General features: G+C 51.7%; 10 protein-coding genes. 1 reads left to right on the plus strand and 9 read right to left on the minus strand.

Annotated elements, in window-relative coordinates; genetic code table 11:
- Positions 1-63: 63 nt before the first annotated feature.
- Positions 64-1,344 carry a glutamate-5-semialdehyde dehydrogenase gene (locus tag OIM03_00815; protein ID HJI72823.1) on the plus strand — a complete coding sequence of 427 codons (1,281 nt, stop codon included), beginning with the start codon at positions 64-66 and terminating at the stop codon, positions 1,342-1,344.
- Between the two features lie 404 nt (positions 1,345-1,748).
- Here the strand turns inward: OIM03_00815 and OIM03_00820 are convergent, their stop codons facing one another.
- From OIM03_00820 to OIM03_00860, 9 genes are all read right to left on the minus strand, one after another.
- Entirely contained in the window at positions 1,749-2,756 is a 1,008-nt protein-coding gene (locus OIM03_00820) for an aldo/keto reductase (protein ID HJI72824.1), read from the minus strand.
- Positions 2,757-2,764: 8 nt separating this feature from the next.
- Positions 2,765-3,412, minus strand: a complete 648-nt coding sequence (locus OIM03_00825) for a hypothetical protein (protein HJI72825.1) — start codon at positions 3,410-3,412, stop codon at positions 2,765-2,767.
- Between the two features lie 183 nt (positions 3,413-3,595).
- The gene (locus OIM03_00830) at positions 3,596-4,825 is read right to left on the minus strand and encodes a hypothetical protein (protein ID HJI72826.1); all 1,230 of its coding nucleotides are present in this window, start codon (positions 4,823-4,825) and stop codon (positions 3,596-3,598) included.
- Positions 4,826-5,543: 718 nt separating this feature from the next.
- Complete coding sequence (locus tag OIM03_00835) at positions 5,544-11,990, minus strand: hypothetical protein (GenBank protein HJI72827.1); 6,447 nt, start codon at positions 11,988-11,990, stop codon at positions 5,544-5,546.
- Between the two features lie 580 nt (positions 11,991-12,570).
- On the minus strand, positions 12,571-13,413 hold the full coding sequence (locus tag OIM03_00840; GenBank protein HJI72828.1) for an IS3 family transposase: 843 nt from the start codon (positions 13,411-13,413) through the stop codon (positions 12,571-12,573).
- Positions 13,414-13,442: 29 nt separating this feature from the next.
- Positions 13,443-14,141 carry a helix-turn-helix domain-containing protein gene (locus OIM03_00845; GenBank protein ID HJI72829.1) on the minus strand — a complete coding sequence of 233 codons (699 nt, stop codon included), beginning with the start codon at positions 14,139-14,141 and terminating at the stop codon, positions 13,443-13,445.
- A gap of 447 nt (positions 14,142-14,588) precedes the next feature.
- Positions 14,589-17,639 carry a hypothetical protein gene (locus tag OIM03_00850; GenBank protein HJI72830.1) on the minus strand — a complete coding sequence of 1,017 codons (3,051 nt, stop codon included), beginning with the start codon at positions 17,637-17,639 and terminating at the stop codon, positions 14,589-14,591.
- A gap of 602 nt (positions 17,640-18,241) precedes the next feature.
- Entirely contained in the window at positions 18,242-22,174 is a 3,933-nt protein-coding gene (locus OIM03_00855; GenBank protein HJI72831.1) for an S-layer homology domain-containing protein, read from the minus strand.
- 694 nt (positions 22,175-22,868) lie between these two features.
- Entirely contained in the window at positions 22,869-26,519 is a 3,651-nt protein-coding gene (locus tag OIM03_00860) for a hypothetical protein (GenBank protein ID HJI72832.1), read from the minus strand.
- Positions 26,520-26,576: the final 57 nt, after the last annotated feature.

The following is a 26,576-nucleotide window of genomic DNA, read 5'->3' on the forward strand; positions in this document are numbered from 1 at the left end:
CCTTGACGCGCCCCGCCCTGTCCGACTACAATGAGGGTACATTCCTGCCAAAGGAGGCCCGCTATGAATATCCATGACGAAACACTGAAAATGAAACTCGCATCGCCCCTTCTCGCCGCTTCATCGCTTGAAACGAGAAACAAGGCGCTCGCCCTCATCCGCGAATCTTTGAACGCGCATAAAGAAGAAATCTTCGAAGCCAACAGAAAAGATCTGGCCCTTGCCGAGGAAACAGGCGTCCCGGCTTCGGTCAAGAAACGCCTCAAATTCGACGAAGCGAAGCTTTCTGACGTCACCGAAGAACTCACAGGCCTCATGGCGCTTCCGGATCCACTCCGCAATATCACCCTTGCCCGCGAACTCGACCAGGGCCTCACGCTCTACCGCGTCACCTGCCCGATCGGTGTCATCGGCGTCATTTTCGAAGCACGCCCCGATGCCCTCGTCCAGATTTCCTCTCTGTGCCTGAAGAGCGGCAACTGCGCCATCCTGAAAGGCGGCAAGGAAACGACGTGGACGAACCGCGTCCTTTTCTCCCTCATCCATCAGGCAGCCATCGACGCAGGCCTTCCGGAAAACTGCCTCCTCCAGGCAGAGCAGCACAATGAAATCGACGAACTCCTCGAATGCCACGACACCGTCGACCTCCTGATTCCAAGAGGCTCGAACGCATTCGTCCAGTACATCATGAACCATACGAACATCCCCGTCCTCGGCCATGCCGACGGCGTCTGCCACATCTATGTCGATAAGGAATACGACAAGGAAACCGCGATTCCTCTCATCGTCGATGCTAAGACACAGTACCCGGCAGCCTGCAACGCTGTCGAGACCGTCCTGATCCACAGGGACGTCGCCAAAGACCTCCTCCCGGACCTTGCCAAAGCACTGAAAGACGCCGGCGTGAAACTCAGAGGCACAGCAGAAGTCAACGAAATCACTCCCGTGGAAATCATCCCGGAAAGCGAATCCTTCCATCATGAATACGTTGACCTCATCATCGTCCTGAAGATCGTAGACGGTGTCGATGAAGCCATCCAGCACATCAATACCTACGGCTCCCACCACACCGACTGCATCCTCACCCAGAATGCAGAAACAGCCGAGAAATTCATGACCCTGGTCGACAGCGCCAACGTCTACCAGAACGCAAGCACCCGCTTCGCCGACGGCTTCCGCTACGGCTTCGGTGCTGAAGTAGGCATCTCCACCTCCAAGATCCACGCCAGAGGCCCCGTAGGCCTCGAAGGCCTCCTCTCCTACAAGTACAAACTCTTCGGCCACGGAGACATAGTAGGCGACTACGCCAGCGGAAAGAAACACTTCATCCATAAGGATTTGTGATTAAGAAAATAAAGAAAGGTGCTGTGACAAAATCCATTAAAACGTTGCTTCTTCCTTTTCTCGAGCAAAGCGAGGTTTAAGGGTGTTAACCTTGCTCCGAAGGAGAAGGTCCTGGCGAAGCCAGGGAATACAGTAGTTCTCGAGCAAAGCTATATAAGTTCAAAACAAATAAGAACTGATTTCTTTTGTTTCTCATCGCCGAGCTTCCCCCCAACGGAGGGAAGTGCCCGAAGGGCGATAGGGGTGCAGTTTCTAAAAAGGCGAAGCATCCTTTGAGGTTTTCAGATAGAACCAATAAATACATATGTTGGATAATCTTTTAGTGGAATATTCCAATAGAAAAAGGGCTGTGGCAAAATGATTAACTATTTTGTCACAGCCCCTTTTTGTGTGGGATGGTTCACTTATTTCTTCATCCAGTGGCTGGAGAAGGAGTGCTGCTGGGATTCGTTGATGCCTCTGTGGCCGTGGATTTCCATGGCACCAAGGGCTTCTTCAAGGCGGGCGAATTCGGTCTTGGTGAGGGTGACTTCGGAGGCTTTGAGGTTTTCGAGGATTCTTTCTTTGTTCTTGGATCCCGGGATCGGGACAACGTTGGGGTATTTATAGAGCATCCATGCGAGGGAAATTTGCGCGGGCGTGGCTTTTTTCACTTTGGCGAATTCTTCGAGGAGTTCTACGATCGGGCGGTTGCCTTCGAGGTTTTCTTTGGAGAGCTGCGGGACGAATTTCCTGACGTCGTCAGTTCCGAATTTGGTCTCGGCGGTGACTTTGCCGGAGAGGAGGCCGCTGGCGAGGGGCGAGAAGGGCACGACGCCGATGCGGTGCCCGATGCAGTACGGGAAGATTTCCTTTTCGCAGTCTCTTTCTACCATGGAGTAGAGGTTCTGCACGGCGGTGACGGGCGTGACTTCATGGGCTTTGGAAAGGATGGAAACGTCGACCTGGGAGAGGCCCCAGCCGCGGATTTTTCCTTCCCTGATCAGACGGCCCATGCCTTCTGCGATTTTCTCGATCGGAATGGCTTCGTTGAAGCGGTGGAGGTAGTAGAGGTCGACGTAATCGGTGCGGAGGCGTCTCATGGATGCGGTCAGGTGGCGGAGAAGGACGTTGTAGATGTCCCCTTCCGGATCGTATTCTTCGGTGGAAATATGGAGCTTTGTCGCAAGGACGATGTCCTTTCGGAAGCCTTCGACGGCGCGGCCGACGATTTCTTCATTGTGACCCGGGTGGAACTGTTCCCTGCCGTACGTTTCAGCGGTATCAAAGAAGGTGCAGCCGTAGTCATGCGCTGCGCGGATGGCAGCGACGCTGTACGATGTTTCTGGCACTTTCCCATAGCCGTGGGAAAATCCCATGCATCCCATCCCTATTTCCGAGACGGTCAGATTTCCGATTTTTCTTTTCTTCATGCTTCCTCCTAAAACTGTGCCACACAGATGACGTCTCCGTCCTCCCTGTGGATGGAAAATTCAATATCATCGCCGCCGCGGACGCCGAAGTCGCCTCTGGGGTCGCGAAGAAGGCGGCCTTTGATCTTGCGTCCGTTCAGGCCGGTCGTGAGGACCCAGCAGGGTTCGGGCAGCTCTCCGTCTCTCATGAGGTAGACGAGGACGCGGTCGGGAATGTCCGCATGACGCCATTCGTCGATGATGTCCATTTCACGGACCTTCGCGAGGTCGCGCGGGCAGGCGTACATGGCGCGGATTGTTTCCATTTTCTTCTGGAAGACAGGAATCTTCTCCCCCGCAAAGGGGATGATCCGGCAGTCATTGACGCTTTCCTTCGTCACGGAAGCCGACGTTTCCTGCAGCGCGGAAAGGACGGAAACCATGCCGTTCTGCTCGCGCCCTCCGCCCAGGATTTCAAAACAGATGCCCTTCACCGGGTCGATATAGCCGTAAACAATGACGCCATTCTCATCTTCGCCCGGGAAGAGCCCCCGCAGGCCCGCTTCCATCAGCGCAGAGAAGACAGCGCCATTGATCGTCATGAAACAAGTACGATAAATCATTTCCCGGAAATCCGGGTCTCTCACCTTGATTTCTATCTGTTCATCTTCGCTCATTTTCATCCCTCCCGCTCCCCTCCCGGCGAAAAGCCTGCCGGTCTCCATCGGGGACGTTTACTATGGGAAACCTTTTCTTTATTATATACCGTAAAAAATCCGCCATAAAGGAAGATTTGGAACGAAAAGGCCTGTCTGGCCATTGAAAAAGAGCGGATTTCTCCGCCCTTCCATTCAAGAAATTTATACTCCCTCTATTTCGCCCGTTTCCTTCAGAAGAAATTCCTTCGGACGCTCCAGTGAGGAGAAGGCAAAGGGCGAAAGCGTCGCCGCATACGCGCCTGCATTGCCGATGACGATGCCGTCCCCTTCGTCAAGGCGCGGGAGCGTGATGTCCTCCGCGATGATGTCCGCTGCCGTGCAGAGGTTGCCCGTAATCGTGATCGTCTCCGGATTTCCTTCCTTCAAAGTGGAAATGGGAAATGCCCTCTCGCCGGAGAAAAGCGGCTCGCAGAGCGCCGGATGGCCGGTCGCATCGTACTTCTCCACAAGACGTGCCAGTGCCGGACGAAGGAAACCATGCATCGTCCCTGCCGTGATGAGGAAGACTTTCCCCTCCGACACCTTCCTGTCGAGCACCTTCGTCACATAGAAGCCGGAAGGCCCGGGCGCATACCGGCCGCTCTCAAGGAACAGGCGCGCCTTGGGAAAACGGTCATGGAAAGGCCCGGCAAGCGTAGCAAAGGCTTTCTCAAGAAGCGCCAGGTTCATTTCCTCGTCCTCCGGATCCATCGGAATCCCGATGCCTGAGCCCAAGTTCACGAAAGAAAGCTCCATCGCCTCCGTCCGGCCAAGACGCTCGGCCATGAGAAGGACGTTCTCATAATAGAGCGCCAGCGCTTCTTCGGAGAGCTCCTGGCTCTTCAGATGGACATGGATGCCGGCCGGAGAGACATGCGGAAAATGCCAGTCATTCAAAAGGGTAATCGCCTCTTCCTCATCGATCCCGAACTTCGACGGCTCGCCTCTGCCTCCTGCAAAACCGAAGGAAGGATGAATACGAAGGCCGATTGAAACATGGATCCCCTTTTCTTTAGCCGCTTCCTCAATCCGCGCAATCTCGCCCGCGCTGTCCGCAACCAGCGTTGCCAGCTCCAGCGTCTCCCGGATGTCTTTTGCACGCTTCCCCGGCGCCGAGTACTGGATCTCTTCCTTCTTCATCCCAAGAGAAACCGCCAGGCGCACCTCGGCAGTGCTTGCCGCATCCGCGCCAAAACCTTCTTCTTTCATCACGCGCGCCACGGGAAGGAAAGGATTCGCCTTCAGGGAATACAGGATCTTCGCCGAAGGAAAGGATCCCGTAAGAGCCCTGGCACGGGACCGGATCCCCGCTTCGTCATACAAGTAAAAACAATCCTCCGCCAAAAGAAGCTTTCCTGCCGCAGTCTTCAAACGCTCATTCATTCCTACCATGCTCCACATCCTTTCCCGCCAGAAAGCGGATTTTTCTTGATTGTACCATGGAAACCATTTTTCTAAAAATCAAATAATACGAAACTATAAACGCAAGTATGCCTCATATCTATCTTTTGGGGAGTTTATAAACTCATTTTGTTAGGATGGAAATCGCCAAAGGCCCAAAAGGGAAGCTATTCAGCGATATATCGGAAAATTTCACATTTTAAAAAATAAATGCGTCCCGGTCGAAGAAATTTGCCCAGATCAGACCGCCCTGAAATTGACCGGTATAAAAATAATTGATATGCGAAGCTTTTATAATAAAATCCTATGATAACGCCTGCAGCAATAAAAACTCAAAAATAAACTAAGTATGATTTTTCTCGTAATAAATATAGACGGATTTCTATAAGAAAGAGGAGATGTGGCATCGGCGCTAACACTCGCCTTCCCAGACGGGGAAGGTGCCCGAAGGGCGGATAGGGTTGATTACCAACAGCCGAAGGCTATATAAGTTCAAAACAAATAAGAACTGGTTTCTTTTATTTCTTCATCGCAGAGCTGCCCCCACGGGGGAAGTGGCGCCGTTAGGCGACGAAAACAGCAGTTTCTAAAAAGGCGAAGCATCCTTTTACTAGGTTTTATCATGGTTTTCGTTTACTCCCCACACAAAAACTCCACTCATCAGAAAATGGTGAGTGGAGTTTTCCCTATTTCCTACATAATTTCCCTATCAGAAGTGGTATCTGACGGCTGCGGTCCAGGTGTTGCTTTGTACGCTGGTGCCGTGCTGATACTGATAAGCGACTCCGTAGGTGAAGTTTCCTTTGGCTGCTTCGATACCAAGTCTGCCGTACCAGCTGCCTGCGTCGGCGATGTCAAAGCCGAAGGCATCGCTTGCACCGTCGAGGCTTACTTTATCAGTGCCGTCACGGTCGCCGAATGTCCATACGTAGCCTGCTTCTGCCATCGGGCGGATGGTCCAGCTTCCGTTCTTGATGTCTGCGCTGTAGCGGAGGCCGAGCGGGAGCATCCATACGTTACCATCATCGCTGTCATGGCGTACGCCGAGGCTGTCGGTGTAGGCATCTGTGCCAAGGTGTGCGTAGCGGAGGCCTGCGAACGGGGTCAGTGTACCCATGCCAAGTCCGATGCCTCTTTCGGCTCTGACGCCGATGCTGTAGGTATCACTGTCAGTGGATCCTGTAATCGTGCTGCCGCTGTTATGCTGCTTGAGATCGTTGCTTCCATGCAGGTAGGAGATATCGCCAAGGTAGGTCATCGTTCCCTGTTCGACCCTGCCATAGAGAGCAAGGCCGTAGTAGTCGATGTCGTTCTTAGTGTGCGCTGCTTCGGTATTTCCAGAGAAGCTTCCATCCATGTACGTCAGGGCTGCGCCGACTGTCGCATTTCCCTTCTTATAGAAATCACTGCCGACGACAACGCCATTGAACTGCGCATCATAGGACGCCCCCATATTGGCCAGGCCGGGACCACGGACGTTTTCCTTGGAATGGATGTAATGAGCCCAGAGGTCCTTATCCTGATCTTCTGTGTAGAGGCCGGTCAGGTGGGATGCGAGGGAGCTGTCAAAGAGGTTATTCGCCGCATAGAGTCCATGCTGTACGCCGGCAAGTTCGGTCAGAGCGGATGCGCTGTTAAATGCGTTTTCCTGTGCTTCTTCGGTCAAATTGTCGTCAGAAGCTGCGAGAGCAAAGGCAGATGCAGCACCGCCGCTATTCATAGCAGCATTGATGGTATTGGGCGCAATGACTTTATCGCCGTATACATCATGCGCGTCCTGAGATTCAGCGGTGACGGAGAACTGTGTTTCCCCATTTCCTTCAGCGCCGACGAATTCAAGCAGACGCCCGTACGAGAAGACATTGCTGTTTACGGCTGCTCCGGCTTCTGCATAGAGGCCGTTTCCATCTTTGACGTTCGTGCCGGAGAGGATGTTGTATGTGGTATTGCCCTTGGCATTTGAAATGTAAATCTTTGCGGAAGAGGAAATATCGGTAGTGCTTACATCCGTAATAGCGGCTGCCTGGCTCCCGGATACCTTGTTCCCGTCAACCATCAGGAGGGAGTTCTTGCCCATCTTGAATGTGCCAGCCGTTGCTGTGCTGTCTGCAGTGGCCGAGCTGTTAATGATGATGCTGCCATTGGAAAGGCTGGTGCTTGTTGCGACATAGAGCGCGGAGAGGATATCCGTGTCACTCCAGGTAAGTCCGCTGTCCGTAAATGCTTGCTCGGCAAGGGTCTTGTCGGTGGAGCCGATTGTCAGTGTAGAGTTATTTCCCACGATAACATTGGAGTTGGAGAGAGAGCCCACAGCGACTTCTGTGCCTTCCTGCTGCGTGCCGCCTATCCAGACCGGATCGAGGTAGAGCGTACCGCCGGAGAGGTTGATGCTTTCCGCGCTGAGATTAGCAGCGGCAGTTTCATCACCCAGATTCAGAGTCGTGGTGGAATCGCCCTTGATGGATGCAGCGACAGTGACATCGCCCGTAATGCTGGATGTACCGCTTGTCGTGAGGTCCTTTTCCAGTGTCAGTGCGCCGGTCGCCGCCTGCAGCGTGGAATCTATCAGTGTGACGTCACCAGTAACGGTGGTCTGTCCATTGGCCGCTATCGTGCTGTTTTCCGCAGTCACATCAGCAGCGACGTTCAGCGCTTTATCTTCTGTCACTACGCTGTTGCCGATATTAAGGGTAGATCCTTCCGTCAGCGTGACGGTCGGTGTTGCCGTACTTTCTGTCGTGATGACATCCGTCGTATCGCTGCCGCCGAGGGTCAATGTCTGGCCGCCGGTTACAGAAACTTCCGAAGCATCTCCGGTCAGTTTGAGAGCCCCGACGCTGAAGCCCTGGGCTATGCTTGTTGCTCCTGTATCAGAAGAAGCACCGCCGATAGCAATGTTTGTGGAAGCTTCCACATTGACGTTATTCAGTGCCACGTTATCGCCAATTGCGCTGGCTTCTGCAAGGCTGACCGTATTATCTGTAATGCCGGATGTGTTTACCAGATTTCCTGTCATAACGATACTGGTCGTGGAATCTTCCAGTGCGTCCATGGTCTTCTGGATATTCGTCAGGTATGTATAGCTGTAATCATCCGAGAGGGAGAGCGTGCCTGCCTTGAAATTGACGGAATCCGCCGCGGTCTCGGTCAGACCGTTGTCCCCTGCTGTCGTTTCGGTGGTATCCCCATCGGTAAATACCTGGCCTGCCGTCGTGGCAAGTGTAGCTGTACCATCAAGGGTAAGTTTGCCGCCGCCCGTGATGGAGTCAGAGAGTTTTTCTGTCGTCAGCTTGCCGCTTGTCAGTGTCAGTGTACTGGTGTTGTCCACATTGGCTGTCGTCAGGGCCAGATTGCTGCCGCCTAAGGAAACGGTGGATCCATTCGTAGAGGAAACCGTGCCGCCGATGGTTGCATTTTCTGCCGTGACAGTCGAAGCATCGGAAGAGAGATCTCCGGCAATTGTCAGAGCACCTTCTGCATCAACAGTCGTGCCATTTTCTACAGAAAGACCGCCTGTATTTTCTGCTCCCTCCGCATCTGCCGCATTTATGGTCAAGTCTGCCTCAGGCGCGACATAGATCTTCTGGAAATAACCCAGTTCGCCGACAGTATTTCCTTTCGAATAGACATTGAGCGTATTTCCTGTGCTCGTCGTGCCATAGCCGCCATAGAGAGCTGCCGTGCCGCTCAGCACGCCGCCGGTAATATTGACTGTATTATCCGATGCTTCGCCGTCAGCAGAATAGCCGGCTGCCATAATACCGCTGGCGCTGATGGTGCCGCTCTCTAGGTTGATCGTATTTTTGCTGGCCGTGCCGCTCCCGGTATAGCCGGCGATAACCTCCGGTGTACTCATGCTGCCTGACAGGGTGATGCTGTTGCCTGTACTGCCTGCCGTACCATACCCGCCGTAGAGGGCGAAGTTTCCTAGGATCGAGCCGCCGGAAACGGTCAGTGCATTATCACTTGCAGCACCATCTTCCGTAAAGCCGCCGGCAAGGAAGTCAGATTCCTCATCCATAGGTGTATCCGGATTACCGAGAGTGCCGCCAGAAATCGTTACCTTATTTTCGGATGCCGAGCCGCTGCCTGTATAGCCGCCTATGATCTGCGTGACACCTGTATCGGCCGTACCGATGGTGCCATCGGATATGGTCACCGTATTGAGCTTTACATTTCCAGCAGTTACATCAGCCCCGATGATATTGACATCGCCGCCTGCGTTTTCATAAGTGCCGTCGTTGATGGATCCGCCGCCGATTTCGACGGTATTGTTCGATGCTTCACTGGAAACAATATCTCCAGTATCACTGCCGCGGATTTCTCCGCTGGCTGCGACATCTTCCATGTAGCCACCGGCAATGAGGACATAGTCACCATAGGAATTCATGACGCCGCCAGAGATGCTCACCATGTTATTGGCTGCAAAGCTGGCATTATTATCTTCTTCCGAGGCACTGCTGATCCCGCCATAGATGTTGATATAATTGGCATTTTCATAATCCTGCCTGCCAAAAGTACCGCCTGTGATAATCAGTGTATTGTGGTCGGCACTGCCGCCATCTGCGGTTGCTTCTCCGGCAGCCAGAGTGATCGATGCATTGTTATTGGTACGGCCGAAAGTCCCTCCGGAAATACTGAATACATTATTCGAAGCGGATTGACCATAACCGGCGCCTGCCTTGCTGTTTACCTGAATATTGCCGCCGGAAATATTCAGTGTATTGTTATATGCTATGCCGCTCGGTGCATGACCGGCAAAGAGAAGAGCCCTCAGTGTACCGGATTTGACATTTACCGTATTCCCGTAGGCCATCCCGCTTCTGGCTGCTTCCCCGCCATAGATAGAACGGATGATGGCATTCTCAGCATCAAACGTGACCTCGTTATTTTTGGCATCCGCCTGATAGGCATAGCCGCCGTAAATCTCTGTCGACGTGCCTCCATTCAGTGTAACGGAACCGGCCGTATCTCCATCAGTTATGGAGACGGTATTATAGGTGCTTCCGGAAGAATCCTCCGTAGTGCCCGGACCTGCCGCATAACCGCCATAGATACGATAGGAATTTGTGAAATCCGTACCGGTAATGGAGACCGTATTATGACTGGAAGCCCCCTTCTTGGTATAGCCGCCATAGATATACCTGGACCCTGTGCTGCCACCCGTAAGGGTAACCGCATTTGTGCTGGCATTGCCGGATGTCGTTACATGGCCGCCGTAAATATAGCCGCTTATATTCGCACCGTTTAAGTCCACCTTATTGCTTGCAGCATCGCCTGTGCTCGTCTGGCCGCCGGTGATACTTCCTTTTACCGTGCTGTCTTGAACATTGACCGTATTTTCACTGGCGCTGCCGCTTCCGGTATAGCCGCCAGTGATTTCGACAGTCTTGCTGTCTTTGCCGTAGGTGCCTCCATTGATATCCACTGTATTTCCTGTGGCATTTCCTGACGCATAACCGCCTCTGATTGTGACAGTCTTATCCGAAGCAGAATCGACTGCCGCATTCGTCAGTCTTACCGTATTTCCCGAGGCATCGCCATCTTCTGCATCGCCGCCGATGAGTGATGCATTTCCGGCCTTGGCAGAGCCGACAGTAACACCGGAGAGTATCACTGTATTTTCCGAGACATTTCCATCATCTGATTTAGCGCCCATAATCGTATTGGTATCTGCGTTATAAGCACCAAATGATCCGCCCGTCAATTCAGCGGTATTTCCTTTGGCATCGCCTTCTATCGTATACGCGCCAGCTGCTTCATTCGTATCTCCGCTTTCCGCATCCGCTGAGGCTCCAATCGTTCCGCCGGTCATGGAAAACGTATTATTCACCATCGTTCCTGCGCCATATATACCGACCGCGCCATATATTTTATTGGTATTCCCTCCGGCTGCGCCAATGCTTCCCCCGGAAATATTGATGGCATTCTCCTCCATCAGGCTGTCGGTTCCGGTCTCCTCGTTATAACCACCGTCAATCAGCATCATCTTCCCGACAGAAGATTCAATCGTGCCACCATAAATATTGACGACATTTTGGGAGGTAATGCTGACTGCATCGGTGTCTCCCAGATTATTTCCGGCATCAATTTCCACCGTGCCGATGCTGGATGACCCTATCGTCCCGTCATAAATATTGATGATATTTCCTGTAACGCTTTTTCCAAAAATTTCGGAAGCACCAGCCTCAATTCCAAACCACGTTCTGGCAGGATCTCCTGTAAACGTGCCTCCAGTAATATTAATGACATTGTCGGCAGCATTTCCGTAAACACCTGAACCCGCGTAAATGCCTACCCCTTTTATGGTTCCTCCGGATATATTGACAATGTTTTTATTGGCATCTCCGGCAAGTGTATCGCCGCCTGTTATCGCACCGGTAGCAGTACCCCCTGAAAAGTCCACAATATTCCCGACAGCATTCCCGCTGTATTCTTCAGAAGATTCACTGCTCCAGTTGCTTGCGCCATACACCTTTCCAACCGTCCCTCCTTCAATGATGACATGGTTGGAATTGGTTTCTCCTGCGGCTGAACTGCTGTCTTCTGCGTTTCTAAGGTAGTTTTTCAGCGTTCTGTATGGATTATTTGTCAAACTTTCATTGCCGATACCGCCATAGACAGCTTCGACGCTGCCGTCTGAAACGGTGATTGTATTATTTGATGCTCCTCCATAAAGAGACGCACCGCTGGCTGCCATCTTTGAGACTGTGCCTCCGGAGATTGTCACGGTATTTTGATCAGAGGCTCCTGTTCCTGATAAGCCGCCTAATAAATAAGAAGTACTGCCTGAGGAAATCTCCGCATTGTTTTCTGAAGTACTCCCATTAAGCGACAGTCCGCCCGCGGCCAGAGAATTGACTGTGCCGCCTGTGACAGCAATCGTATTTCCTGATACGCTGTCTGCGGAAATGCTGTCTGTCATACCTGATTCTACTGTTGTTATCGTACTTCCAGCCACCGCGCTTCCCACAGTGGTTCCTGATACGATATTTAATGTGTTACCATTGACCGTCCCGGTATCTTCATTCCCGGTCACCGTCCCGGAGCTGGATTCTGCAGTGACCGCGGCATAAGCCGGCGCACCACAAAAGCCCAGACTCAGGAGACTGGACATGATCAATGCCGTCATAATTTTACGGCGTTCTTGTTTCATTAATATTCCTCCCCTTTTATAAACCGCAAGCGGGGATGGCCTTCCACCACCATCCGCAAACTCGCTCTCCCAGAATCTTCTGAGTGGATCCTGCCGCAGCAGCACCCTTGCGGAACCGCGCCTCCTTTCCTTAAAGCATCCCTCTCATCCGCCGGATACTTCTTTTAATTTTTCTATAATTTGGTCGGAATTATGCAATTCCGTTATTGCTTTTATTTTACAACATTCTTGTGTAGTTGTTTATAGTTTCGTTATAAATTCAGGACAGAAAGATAGATCTGAGCGGAAGAAGATAAAAACAGGTAGCCTCGCTTCGCTCTGGAAATGAACCCTATCCACCGGCATCTTTATATAACTGCTGTTTCCGCGCACTCCTTTTTAGAAACTGCACCTTTGAAAACCATAAGACCAAGGCTTTGCCTTGAGGAAATGCTGTTTCCGCCCGGTATTTTTATAAACTGCTGTTTCCGCGCAGCTACAGATAAAAGATAAGCTGCGCACCTTCCCCAGAAGGGTGGTGCGGATTTGTTAATACAGACAAATAAATATCATAAAAAATCTAATCGTACTTTAATCTTAATCATGCAGCCATTGGAGCTGCGTTGAATACTTCCATTGGAGCTAAAAGATGTAATTTGCGCTGAATGCGTTTGTTGTTGTAGAAGTAGATGTAGCCGTTGATCATGCTTACCACTGCTTTACGGCTGGTGAATTTACGTGTGTAGTAACGTTCGCGCTTCAGCATTCCCCAGAACCCTTCCATCAGACCGTTGTCTGCACAGCAGCCTACACGGGACATGCTGTGAACCAGTCCTGCTTTTTCAACAATCTTATGGAATCCGTTGCTTGTATACTGGAATCCGCGGTCGGTATGAATCATTGGATGTTCTCCAGGATTCTCTTTAAGTGCCTTTTCCATTGTCTCAAAAGCCAGTGCAGTATTGTTCCTGTCGCCGATGACATAAGAGACAATCCGGCGATCATGGCCGTCAATAATCGCGCTTAAATATAACTTGTGCAAAACTCCATCAGCAGTTGTGTACTTGAATTCAGTGACATCCGTCATCCATCTTGCATTGGACACGCCGGCATCAAAGTCACGGTTCAGCAGGTTTTCAAAAATGTACTTTGGATCCTTTGCGTTACGAGTGCAACCATCGGTCTTGTACTTGATCACGGACTTAATATTAAGTATCCGCATGATACGAAGAACCAGACTGTCGCTTACATTTATATTGATGTTGTCATCCTTCTTGATCCAATCGTTAATCCGGCGGTATCCCATATCCGGATATTCCTGATGGGTTTTCATGACCTCCTGTGCGACCTTTTCTCTCAGCAGTTCACGGCCGCTCTTAATATGATTCAGCCATCCGTAATAAGCTGCCCGGGAGACCTTTGAGAGTCGGCAGAGACTTTCTATGGAGATGTTGGTTTCTTCATGGACTTCTTTTATGGCTTTAAAATCTCTGAGAAGGTGAGTAAGGCTGAATCCTTCGAGGAACGCAACCTTTCCTCTATCTCCATCTTTTTTTTTAGCAGGGCAATCTCTGCTATAAGATCCTTCTGTTCTTCAAGAAGTCTGGCATTCTCCTGACGCAGCTGTTCTTCTTCGGTCCGGGGCGTTTGGAGCCTGATCGGCTTTCCTCTGTAATCCTCAAGACCAACTTCGCCCATTTCCTTGAACTTTTTTACCCATGTGTAGAGCGTTTGGTAGGACATGTTGTACTTCTTGGCTATCTTGTTATAATCGCATCCACTGGCGATGCACTCCTGAACGATTCTGACTCGCTCTTCCTTGACCGATTGCTGGCGTTTGCCCATAAGATCTCCTCCTTCAGAAACGAGGTCTGTCAACTTATGCTCATTATACGCCTCAATCCATGTTTTAAGGGAGAGTGTGCCGGAAATTCTGTATTTGGCACAGACGGAAAGCATGGAAACACTGCCTTTAAGATATTCCTTTACGGCCTGGATCTTCATCTGATTGGAGTAGTAAGACAAATGCTGCCTGGGCCGCAATCCCTTAAAGCCCTCCTCTTTATACCGGAGGACCCATTTCCTGAATGTTATGCGGCTCATATGAAGATTTTCAGCTGCCTGGGTAATCGTAACACCCTGATAGAGATATGAAGCAATCTGGTCTAACATTTCCTCCGGGGACGCTTTGGTTTTACATGGCATAAGAATGACCTCCTAATATATTTATGATATTATTCTGTCTTTCTTGTTGAATCATACCAGGGAAGGCTCCAGAAGGAATAAAGAAAAGATTTCCAATCTGATTTGTTTTGAACCTTTCGTAATCCAATCCAAACCTTCCCTTCCAGGGCAAGGTCAAGTGCAAAACCGCTAAACCTCGCTGCGCTCGTGGTAATCAACCCTATCCTTTTACTTATTACTGCACCCCTTTCGCCCTTCGGGCACTTCCCTCCGTTGGGGGCAGCTTCGCAAGGAATAAAGAAAAGATTTCAAAGCTGATTTGTTTTTGACCTTTTGAACCCCATCCCATACGCCCTTCCCCGTCTGGGAAGGCAAGCGCGAAAAAAGGACCCGCCGCATAGAACGGGTCCTTTTTCGTAAAACATATTAATTCATTCAAAAGCTTCTGCTTACTGTCGCGAAGAGTGTGCCGCCTTCCTGCTTTCCGGTCCAGCCTGTGGCTTTGAGGTCTACGCCCCAGGGGTGGTCGCTGGTGACTTTGCTCTTCCAGCCGAGTTCGAGGAATTCGCTGGATCCTTTGACGGTCGGGGTGTCGGTTCTGTAGGCGTCGTAGAAGGCTCTTGCTTTGCTGTCAAATTCATAATCCCAGCCGATGCCTGCGTAGAGGGAGCGGACTTTGTCGAAGTTTCTTGTCCATCTGAGGCCCAGTCTTGTCCGGTAGGAGTTGATATCGTCGAATTCGTACTTCGCTTCGCCGCGGCTGTTTCTGATGGTGGCAGTATCGCTTCCGAGGTGGGTCCAGAAGAATTCGCCGTAGAGGTCGTAGGTGTCTCTGTCTTTGGCGTAGATTTTGCCTGCGCCTGCCTGGGCTGCGACGTACGGCGCGCTGCTGTCGTAGCGGAGGGCAGTGCTGTCGATGATACCATGGAAATCGCCTTTGAGGCGGCCGGCTCTGATGGCGCCTTCGTAGTACTTGCCGTCATCGAGGTCGCGTCTCAGGAGCACGCCACCTCCGGTGTAGTGCTGGCGGCCGTCGCCTCTGGCTCCGTCGTCGAGGAAGCTGGCGTAGTTGCTCCTGCCGTATTCGAGGAACGGCATGACGGTATCGATGGCTCCATCACGGCGGATTCTCCGGATGAGGCCGACGTTGGCTGCCATGCCATTGCTGTCGATGTAGGAGCCCGTGTTGTAGTGGAGGTCGTAGCCGCCTACGATGGCATAGGGCACGAATTTCGCATCGACGTCATGGTCTTCTTTCCATGCGCCTTCTGCCGCATTGGAGACGAGATCGCCTGCGTTCTTGATGGTATTGATCCCGTTCTCACGGTCTTCCGGAATGATCTTGGTGTCCGGATGGATGGTGCCTTTTTCGTCTTTCGGGACATAGACGACGATGGTGTTGTCGTCCTGTTTTTTGACGGCTGCCTTGCGGTCGACGAAGCCGGCGTCGCTGACGATGTCTTTGCCGCTCATCATGCTGTACGATGTGCCGTCTGTCTTGATGCCGCCTGCATCATAGATGAGGTTGATGGCCTGTCCGGGCGCGAGTTTCGTCGTTTTCTCAATCCCTGCCTGGATGGCTGCTTTGGAAACGTCGGCATTTCCTGTGACGGTCACCATTGTTTCTCCTGCCGCGGTTCCTTCCGGGACGTAGAAGTTCAGGTTCTGGAAATAGCCGAGATTCTTCACGGTATTTCCTTTCGTATGAAGGTTCAGCGTGTTGCCGCTGCTTCCTTTTTCGCTGTAACCGCCGTAGAGGCTCATCATGGCGCCCAGGGTGCCGCCTGTGATGTTGACGGTGTTATCATTTGCCTGTCCTTCTTCGGCAAAACCGCCGGCGATAGCATTGTCATCGGCTTCGCCAGTGCCTGATGATTCCGTGCCGATGGTGCCGCCTGCGATGTTGACGGTATTTCCTGTGGCATCCGACAGGGCCGAGTGGCCGCCAAGGACGCTGTTCTTTACAGTGCCGTCATTGATGGTGACCGTGTTGCCGGAAGATTTGCCACTTGTCTGCACTTCGTTATATTCTTCATCAAAAGTATTCGCTGCTGCCGCTTCGCCGCCGACGACGGTGCCGATGGTGCTTGATCCATTGACAATGACCTGGTTGTTTTCAGCATCTTTCGGCTGCCCGGGCTGCGTAATCCAGCCCACCATGTCGCCCGTCTCTCCGCCGACCGCTTCCAATTCCACGCTGCTGTCCGTAATGGTGACGATATTTCCCTTGGCCGAGCCGATCTGGCCCACGCCGCCGTACACGCCCTTTGCCTTTGTGCCGCCGGAAAGGGTTACACGGTTGTCATCGGCCGCGCGTCCATTGCCGGAAAGCCCGCCGAAGACGAGACCGGCCGTGCCATCGTCCGTATTTCCTGTGATGGCCCTGATTTCGGATGAGGAAATTTCCACTGTATTTCCGGACGTGCATCCCATCATGGAATAGCCGCCGCTGACAGAGGAAGCCTTGCTGTCTTCCATGGAAACGCTGTTTCCTTCCACCTTGCCCCAGAAGCTGTAGCCGCCATAGACACCGGAGGAAAACGTGGACGTCGTCAATGGCGCTACGTGGACGCCTTTCAGGTGGACCTTATTGTTCTTCGCGCCGTAGGCCGCCTCATCTCCATCGGGCATTTCCGTCAGATCATCCGGATGCGGCCAGCTGGTTCCGCCGGTAATGGTCTGGAACAGACCGCTTCCCGTATCGGTGACATCGACGATATTTCCCTCCGCCGTACCATTGATGGCTGAGCCTCCGATCAGGTAGAGCTGGGTGTCGCTCGACGTATTCAAAGAAAGAGTCACCTTATTTCCCTTCGCGCTGGCATCGGAGAGGCCGCCGAAGATGGCCATGTACTTGCTCTTGATTTCCGATCCTGTGACCTTGACTACATTCTGGTTCGTATCTCCGTCTGTGGAAATGCCTCCGGCAATGAGGTCGGAAGCGATCTTAGCCGAGGTGGGATGGACTTCGGCCTTTTCGTAAGCACTCTGTCCTGCGCCTCCGATCACGGCGCCCTCGATCGTGACGCTGTTTCCATTCGCGCTTTTCGCCGCTGCTTCGCCGCCGACGATCTTCTGTCCGATGCTTCCCTGCCCTATTGTCACAGTATTCCCATTGGCACTGCCACCGGTTACGACATAGTCCATATTTATAGAATCCGTATACGTCCCTGCCTTGCCGCCCCATACGCTGGCAGCAGAGGTGTTTTTCAGGGATACTGTATTTCCGTCTGCCGAATCATTTTCCGTGAAACCGCCATAAACGGTCCCGCTCACCTTGGCATCCGACGCATCCAGTGTGTTGCCGCCGGATGAACCCGTGTAGGCCCCGGCATCCAGAACTGCATACTCAGCCTCCGAAAGAGTCTGGCTTTCGCCGCTTCCTCCCGAGACTGTCACCGCAGCGTCCACAGGCGCCGCATGGAAGCCCACGCCAAAAAGGGTGGCAAAAACCACCCACGCTAAAAACTTTTTCTGTCGTCTCATAAACTTTTCCCCCGTTCTCAACGACTTATTTCTTCCCCCGAAGAAATAACTTTTTGAAAGATAAATACTTTCTTGTAAATATCATATATGATTCTTATGGATTTATCTTCTTTATTTCTTATAGATATATCTAATCATAAAAATGCAGATTTTTTATAATACATATACTATGTTTTAATGAATTCTGAAATCACTGATAAAATCTAGTAAAAATAATAAGGCAATTCCGAAATTAATTTTAAGAATGTTAACAAATACGGATAGGATTTTGGATTTTATAAAAAAGAAGTATAGGATTTTATAGATGAATAATTGGGAGGGAAATGAGGGATTAAATGCGTCAGGCTTGCCTTCCCGAATAGGAAAAAGATCCATGGGCTGGCTGTGCGATTTTAAAACCATACGACCTCGCTTCGCTCGAAAAAAAAGGCAATGAACCCCTTTCGGCGCATGCGCGCCACTTTCCCCTAACGGGGACAGCTAACCCTGCAACACGCGAGGAAATGCTGTTTCCGCCTTTTTCCTGCACAAAAAATGGCCTCCTTCGGAGGAATTTCCTCTTCGGGAGGCCATAGGGGGGACTTGCTTTCTATCCGGAAAGTTTATTTCTGGATGGTGGAGCCGTATACGTCTTTGAAGACTTTATTGGCTTTGTCGTTTTTATTGTTGACGCGTACGCGTTCGATCTTGTTGCGGTCGTTGTCCTTGCCTGCAACGCGGTCTACGCGGAAGCGGTCGGCTTCTGCGACTTTTTCAATTTCCGGTCCGAATTCGCCCAGGGAACGTCCCATGTCAGCGTCGACAGGAGCGCCGTTCTGGAGGGCTCTGTAGATGATGGCTGCGTATTCATAGCGGGTCATAGTGCGGTCGCCTTTGAATTCGCCGTCCGGATATCCTTCGAGGTATCCTCTGTCTGCCAGGGATTTCACGTAGGTGTAAGCCCAGTGATCTTTCGGTACATCCGGGAAATTGACATCTTTCTGAACCGGGGCTGCGAGGCCTTTGCCAGCGGCCAGCTGCTGGATCATCTTGCTCTGTTCTGCAACGATCTTCTTCAGTTCAAGTACGTCCTTGGCCAGAGCGACGCGGGAACGGGTGACGTTGCTGTGCTGTCCCAGTTTCACGCTGATGCCTGCATTGACCATGTTTTCACCGCCGCCGAAGGAGCCGCCAACGGAGAGCATGGTGTCTTCGTTCGGACGATAGAAGGCACCTACTGCAACGGCGCTGGCATCTTTATAGTTGCCGTAGCCTGCTGCGAAGTCCCATTTATCATCGGGGTCGAAGTCCTGCGGATGGAGGGCTGCCAGTGCGGCTGCGCCGGCGCCGACTCTGTTGACGCGGGTTCCTAATTTATCGATGCGGTTTCCAAGCTGGGTTGTGGAGGTGTTGATCTTATTTTCCAGGTTCTTTGTTACATTGTAGACCTGGCCGCCGTTCACAACGTCTGTGGAGCCTTCGGAAATGTCTCCATTCTTTACGTTGGTGATCGTGGAGTTGTTCATATTGACTGTATTGTCTCCGAGGGTAATGGTGGTGTTTCCGCCATTGCTGATGGAGGTGATGCCATTGAGATCTTTGGCGAGACGAACTTTCAGGTTGTCTTTGCCGTCAGAAACGACGCCGATATTGTCTGCGGAGGTCAGTTTCGACTCATCCTTGATGCCGCCGATGACGTTGACCTGGTTGTTCAGCTTCTTGGCGATGACGTCGCCGGAGTCTCCGCCGTACTTCATGCCATCATCAAGGGTTGCTACCTGATGTTCACCACTCTTGTCTTCGTAAACGATGCGGGTGATGCCGTCCTTGCCATCGACGCCCGTTGCGCCATTGGTGCCGTCGGTGCCGTTATAGCCGTTCTTGACGGAAATATCTACCGCATTCGTGCCATCTTTGCCGTTTGTCCCGGCAGGTCCGGTCAGTCCGATATGGCCGACACCGTCTTTGCCGTTGATGGATACGGCATCTTTGCCGTCAGCGCCTTTGATGGAGATTCCGTCGTTGCCATTGATGCCGACTTCACCTTTATCGCCTTTGACAGAAATGCCATCCTTGCCGTCGATGCCTACACCGGAAACGCCGTCCTTGCCGTTAATGCCCATATGGCCGTCCTGACCATCCTTGCCGTCTTTGCCAGGTCCGCCGATATTGATATTTTCGGAAAGGTCCACGGTGTATTCCTTGCCGCCGGCTGCATTCGTGCCTTCGGTGACAGTCAGGTTCTTGTTATTGCCTGCCTTGACGGTGGTGTGCTTTCCTGCTTCAGTGGTTACGTTTGTAATCTGCGTGTTGAGATTCTTGATGGCATCCGCATTCTTGCCGACTTCACCGGCCAGACTGTAGAGCTGGCTTCCGTTGACGGCATCCGTGCTGTCTGCACTGATCTTACCAGCTGCCACGTTGATGATCTGACGTTCTTTGCCTTTATCACCTACACTGACTACGCCAGTCGGGCTCGTACCTGCAAAGTTTCCATATTCACGGGTCGTTCCATCAGAAAGTGTGATGGTTCCCTTTGTTTCACTCGTTGCAGCGCGGTCAGTGGAATTGGCTCCGAGAACGACGCTATTAGCCTGGGTTGTCGTTACGTTGCTGCCCAGAACGAAGGTATTCTTCTGAGCCACTTTATTTCCTACGCCGACTGCAGCAGAGCCTTCTCCGGACACCTTGTTGCCATTGCCGACAGCCGTGGAGGAGAGCGCCGAAGCTTCATTGCCTACGCCCAGAGCGGAGGACCACTGGCCCGTGGCTTTATTGGAATAGCCCACAGCCGCTGCGCGGTCACCGGCTTCTGAATAGAGCCCGGCTGCCAAACTGTAATTTCCTGCCTTGGAGTTATCGCCGATAGCAACGCCGCCGGCAGAATTAGCGCCTGTACCGATAGCAATGTTGCCATAGAGGTAGTTGCTGTCAGGAGAACCTGCTGTTGCACCGTCTCCGATGGCAATACCGCTCTTGCCGATGGCCTGGCTGCCATTCCCGATGGCCACGGTATTACGCGCGGTTGTCTTTGTTCCATAGCCGATGGCCGTAGATTTTTCCCCCTGCGCGGAAGCATTCACACCGGCTGCCAGTGCTTCTCTGCCTGTAGCGCCGTCATTATTGTAGTTGGACCCGTCGCCCTGTTCATTACTCCTTATGCTGTAGTAGTGAGTGGAAGGAGCGGAGGCAGAGTTCATGGCTTTTTTCAGCTGAGCCACGTTGACTGCATCGGTATCATTCGTGCCTGCTGCCACGCTTGTGATCTGACGGGTAATGCCTTTATCCACATCACCTACGGAAACAGCCGCTGCTGTGGATTTCCATGCAGCAGTGGTATCACTGGAGGCCGCATTGGTGGAAATATCATAACCAGCAGCGCCCTTATCGATAGCCGCATTGGACTGGTAGCCCAGAGCCACGCCGCCTTCCTGGCTGACCTTGGCATCGTAGCCGACTGAAGTCGTATTCGCTGCGGAGCGGGTCTCTGCCTCGGACAATCCGCCGATGGCAATGGTATTGTCAGCCGTTACCGTATGCTTATCGCCCATGACGATGTTATTGGAAGCATTGGTAATCGTATTCTGGAAACCTGTAATAGAGTTCAACTGAGCAGACTTATCGGCTGTGCCCGTGATTGTATTATTGACACCGGAAATCTGTGTCAGAAGGGTATAGTCAGCTTTATTGCCACCACCGATAGCCAGCGTGGATCCGCCGCCATTGGCCTCCTTAATCATATCTTTCAATGTATTCTGCAATTCTTTGGGTGATGCTCCACCAGAGCTTAGTCCATTCACATCTGTTACAGAATTGGTAATTTCATTGCCTGCGCCAAAGACTAAAGCGCCGTTTGAATTGTATACCCTGTTTGCCACACCGATAATGCTGCTGGCAATGCCGGAGTAAGCAGAAGATGCTGTCTTCGATTCAATGCTGTTCAAGGAACCTGTAATAGTCGCACCAAAATTCTTAACAGCATTAGTAGCTCCCCCATTATAATCAGAAGATGCAATGGAATACGAGCCTGTTACAGAAGAGAATAATCCATTTGTATAACTATTGGCACCTACCGTTGTAGAAAACAACGACATATTATCAGCCTTTGCATTTGCACTATCGACCTCTGTGTCGCCTAATGCTCCCTTATAATTATGAGTACCAAGCATGACGCTGCCGGAACGGGCATAGGTATTCTGGCCAATAGCTACACCAGTTACCATTTTTGATGGATCTTTCGGAAATCCGTACGGTACGCCAAAGAAGCTATCATATCGGGCCTGATTAAAATCAAAGGCACGCTCTAAGCCACCAACCATATTTTCCACAAAAGCATTGGCACCAATCGCGATGCCACCACCTTGGTCAATATAGTTATTGGTATGTGCACCACCACCGATGACAATATCACCTGTAGATGGCTGCCCAACGCCGCCAGAGTAGGCAATCTTGGCATTTTTCCCGATAGCCACGTTCTCCGCCTTAGGCGCCGAGCTTCCTGTGCCATAAGCAACCCCAGCACCGCTGCCCACTGCCGTATCGGCAGCGCTTGCCATGCCAAAGCCTCCACACAACAGTGCGGATAAAACCACGCACGTTAAAAACCTGTTATGTCGTTTCATTTAAAATTCCCCCGTTCACAACGACATTTTCTTCCCCCGAAGAAATGAAGAAATATTGTGGAAATAAAATGAAGACGACCCTTCCCCATTCATCTAAGTTGACTGTCTTTCCAGCCAAAGACACCTGCAGATCCATCCGCCTGAGTGACCGTGTTTCCTCAGCGCAGACGCTTTCCGCATGCATCTCTGGAATAGAAAGGCATACTCCTACCTATTTTCAGGTTACTACGAAATATCTGAATATTCAATTAAATTTATATATTGTATAGGTCAAATTATCCTATTTAAGACGGTTATTAACTTTATTCTCGATTTTTCTTGTTTTTACTTTGTCTTATTCTATTTTTCATTGTAACTGATATTATTTTTTGATAACTCATAGTATACAAGGGAAATGGGGGAGATTATTTTATGACAGAACGACCGAGTTCCCTATTTCCCCGAGCGGCGCTAACACTCGCCTTCCCAGACGGGGAAGGGGGACCGCGGAACGCGGTGGATAGGGTTGATTTCCCACGAGCGCAGCTCGGTTTTCTGGTGTCGTCAGCGTAGTCTGACAATTTAAAAAGGACCCTCGACGGGTCCTTTTTAAATCCGCTCGTTCTGCACGAGTTAAATACCAAGTGACTTAAAATTTATGTCCTGCTCCTACGTAGTAGGTAATGCCTCTTTGTTTGCCAGCCCAGCCGGTGGCGCGGATGTTGAAGCCCCAGGGGTGCTGGTCGGTGACTTTGCTCTTCCAGCCGAGTTCGAGGAAGCCGCTGGATCCTTGTTCGCTGGGTCTTGGGGTCTGCCAGGTTTCGTAGTTTGCCCTTGTTTCACTGTCAAATTCGTAGTCCCAGCCAATGCCTGCGTAGAGGGAGCTTAAGTCGCTGTAGTCTTTGGTCCATCTCAGGCCGATTCTTGTGACGTAGGAATTAGCGGAGCCGAAGTCGTACTTGGCATTGCCCAGGCTGCTTCTGATGGTTGCAGAGTCGCTTCCAAGGTGGGTCCAGAAGAATTTGCCGTAGACGTCATAGCTGCTGCTTCCTCTTGTGTAGACTTTGCCAAGGCCCGCATGCATGGCGAGGTATGGTGTGCCGCTGTCGTATCTGACCATGTATCCTTCGATGAGGCCGTGAAAATCGCCTTTCATGTAGCCGGCTCTGGCCGATCCTTCGTAGTAAAGGCCATTAAGAAAATCTCTTCTTACAAGGATGCCTGCGCCGGTGTAATGGTTGTTGCCATCGTCTCTTGCCCCGTCGTCCAGATGGCTGTCATAGGTTCCTCTGCCGTATTCGATGAATGGCATGATGGTGTCTGTCGCACCGTCACGGTCGATTTTCCTGACAAAGCCGACGTTGGCGGCAAGGCCGTGGCTGTCGACGTAGGATCCGGTATCATGACGGAGGCTGTTTCCTCCAATGGCTGCATAGGGAACGAATGCGGCGCCTGTCTTCCCATCCTCTTTCCATGCGGAGGCGGCGGCGCTTGATGCAGCGCCGGTCAGAAGGTTTGCTCCGCCTTTGACGATATCCAGGGATGCCTCTCGTGTTTCAGCGAAGAGTTTCGTGTCTTTGGAGAGCGTAATCTTGCTCAGATCGATGACTTCCTCAGAATTGCCGCTGCTGCTGTTACTGCTGCTGTTGTTACTGTTGCTGCCGTTATTATTGTCCGGCGTAATGACATCCGACGGTTTGGCCGGCAAGGTAATGGCGATGGTATTGTCGTCTGTCTTGCCGATAGTTGCATTTGCCGTCAGGAAGGCAGCATCAACGACCTTGATTGTACCGTTTGCGGTATCGCTGTCGGAAAGCGCACCGTACGTGGTCTTATCCGACGTCGTGATGCCGTTGGCGTCATAGATGAGCGTGATGGTCTTTGGCGTATTCAGGAGGCTTTCGTCCTGAATGCCGGCTTTGATGGCAGCGCCGGAGACGTCGGCAGTGCCCGTGACGGTGAGCATGGTATCGCCGCTCTCAGTGCCGGCAGGAATGTAGAAATTGATGTTCTGGAAATACCCCAGATTTCCTACGCTGTTTCCTTTGGTGTAGACGTTGAGTGTATTTCCTGTGCTCGTCTGGCCCAGGCCGCCGTAAAGGCTGAAGGTGGTCTCAAGGGCTGTGCCGGTGAGGTTGACCGTATTGTCCGAGGCTTCGCCATCCGCAGAATAGCCGCCGGCGATGTAGTTGGAAAGTGTCGTAATGTCCGTCGCATCGTCCTCTGCTGCCGTGCCCGTCTCTTCCGAAGTCTCTGTGTCGGATGCGCTTGCGGCTTCGCCGAATGTGCCGCCGGAGATATTGACCGTATTACCCGAAGCCGTGCCGCTTGCCGTGTAGCCGCCTGCGATATAGGAATTGCTTCCCGAGGCCGTGCCGATGGTGCCGCCGGAAATGTTCAGTGTATTTCCTGTGGCGTCGCCCAATGCGGTATAGCCGCCGTTGACGTAGTTCGTATTGCCGGAGACAGCACCGATGGTACCGCCGGAAATATTCAATGTGTTGCTTTGGGCATTGCCATCTGTCAGGACCATGCCGCCGGCAATGTAGTTTACGTCCAGGGCATTTACGCCGACAGTGCCGCTGGTGATATTGGCCGTATTGGACGTGGCATTGGCAGGATAATACGTATAGACGAAGGTATTCCCAACCGTTCCTTCATTCCAGTCCCGGCCTACGGCAACGCCGCCGGCGATATAGTTCTCGTTCTCTGTCGCGGAGGCAGCAGCCGCCCCAATGATATTGCCGGACATATTGAGAGTATTGCCTATGCTGTCCTGGGCTCCAAACCAGTAAACGTTGTACTCCCTATTAGACCGATACCCATTCAGCCCGCCTGTAATCATTACCGGGTGCCCGGTATTCAGGACGATGGTATTGTCTGTCAGCGTAGCCGTATTGTTGACTACATTTCCTTCTGTATCCGATTCCTCTGCCACATAATCTTTTTCACCGCCAGCCAGTATGATCCATTGGTACTGATTCAAGTCAGAAAGCTGGAAGGTGCTTCCGGAGACGGTCAGTGTATTATTAGAAACTGTATCATACTCACCATACCCGCCGGCAACGGTAATGGTATATGCCTGCGTCGTACCGATGGTGCTGTCTGAAACAGTGACTTCATTGTCGTCCACGGTGCTTCCGGTATACGCATCAGAAGTCATGGACCCGCCATAAATCTCTATGCTGCGATTATTCCAAGGGGTCGACGGATTAACGGTCGCATTTGTCAGAGTCACCTTATTGCCGCTGACCACTGCCTGTCCCGTATAATCATCTGTTTCCGCATATCCGCCTGCCACATGGCCGTCACCTACGATGGAGTCTTTGATTGTCACGGTATTATCCGTCATGGAGATAGGTGAATTTCCGGCATTCGTATAATAGCCATAGCCGCCATATACAGAATAGATATTGGCGCTATTTGAAACATCTACGGTATTCCCTGTAATGCTCCCGGGCTGGACAATGGCCCCATCAGAAGAAGCTGGCACATACATATATCCACCATAAACAGTGCCTACCACATAAGCGCCATCTACATAGGTCTTATTATCCGTTACGTCACCAGTCTTTGTAAAGGAAAGGCTCTCTGCATAGTCTGATAAATAGGTATCCATGACATCTGTCGTAGTACTGCCATCGGCATTTCCCTGGGCTCCGGCAGCCACATTATTATTGATAAAGCCGCCGTTAAGGTGTACTTCGTTGCCGGACACAGGGCCGATATAGGAATAGCCGCCGTAAACGTAGTATGGCGAGGCCCAGAACGAATTATCTTCGTTGTACTTTACCCCGTTGATATACGTTTTATTATCCGAAGCACTGCCCGTGATAGTCGACCCGCCTATAATGTCATCATCTATGTTATTGTAGATGTGGTCTTCCGTTGCTGTTGTCGAATAATTGACGGTCACCGTATTTCCTGTCACGTCTTTATTGATGGCAACGCCGCCGGCTGCCCAGTCTCTCTCTTGATAAGTATCTGACGGATCGTTAATGATGAGGCTGTTGCCCGAAACGGCCGCTGTATCCGTATTTTCAGAGCTGTCATCCATCCCTTCCGAAAAGGTGCTGACAGATGATCCGCCGGCAGCGCCGACGAAGGTGCCGCTATTGATGGTCAGCGTATTATTGCTGTCTGTACCGGTATCATCATTGCCCAAATAATAAACGGAATTATCATAACCGTCTGACGTCCCGCTGACCACAACCGCTTCCGCCATGGCCGGCTGAGCGGCCGGTGCCAGTCCAGCTATCCCTGCCAAGACCAGCATCGTTAAGATTCCCATTCTTTTCATTCTTTTGTCCCTTCTCCCGCATAAGACCTTCCCGAGTAATACAGCCTTGCTGCGCTT

The organism is Veillonellaceae bacterium (assembly GCA_025992895.1).
Taxonomy (GTDB): domain Bacteria; phylum Bacillota; class Negativicutes; order Veillonellales; family Dialisteraceae; genus Dialister.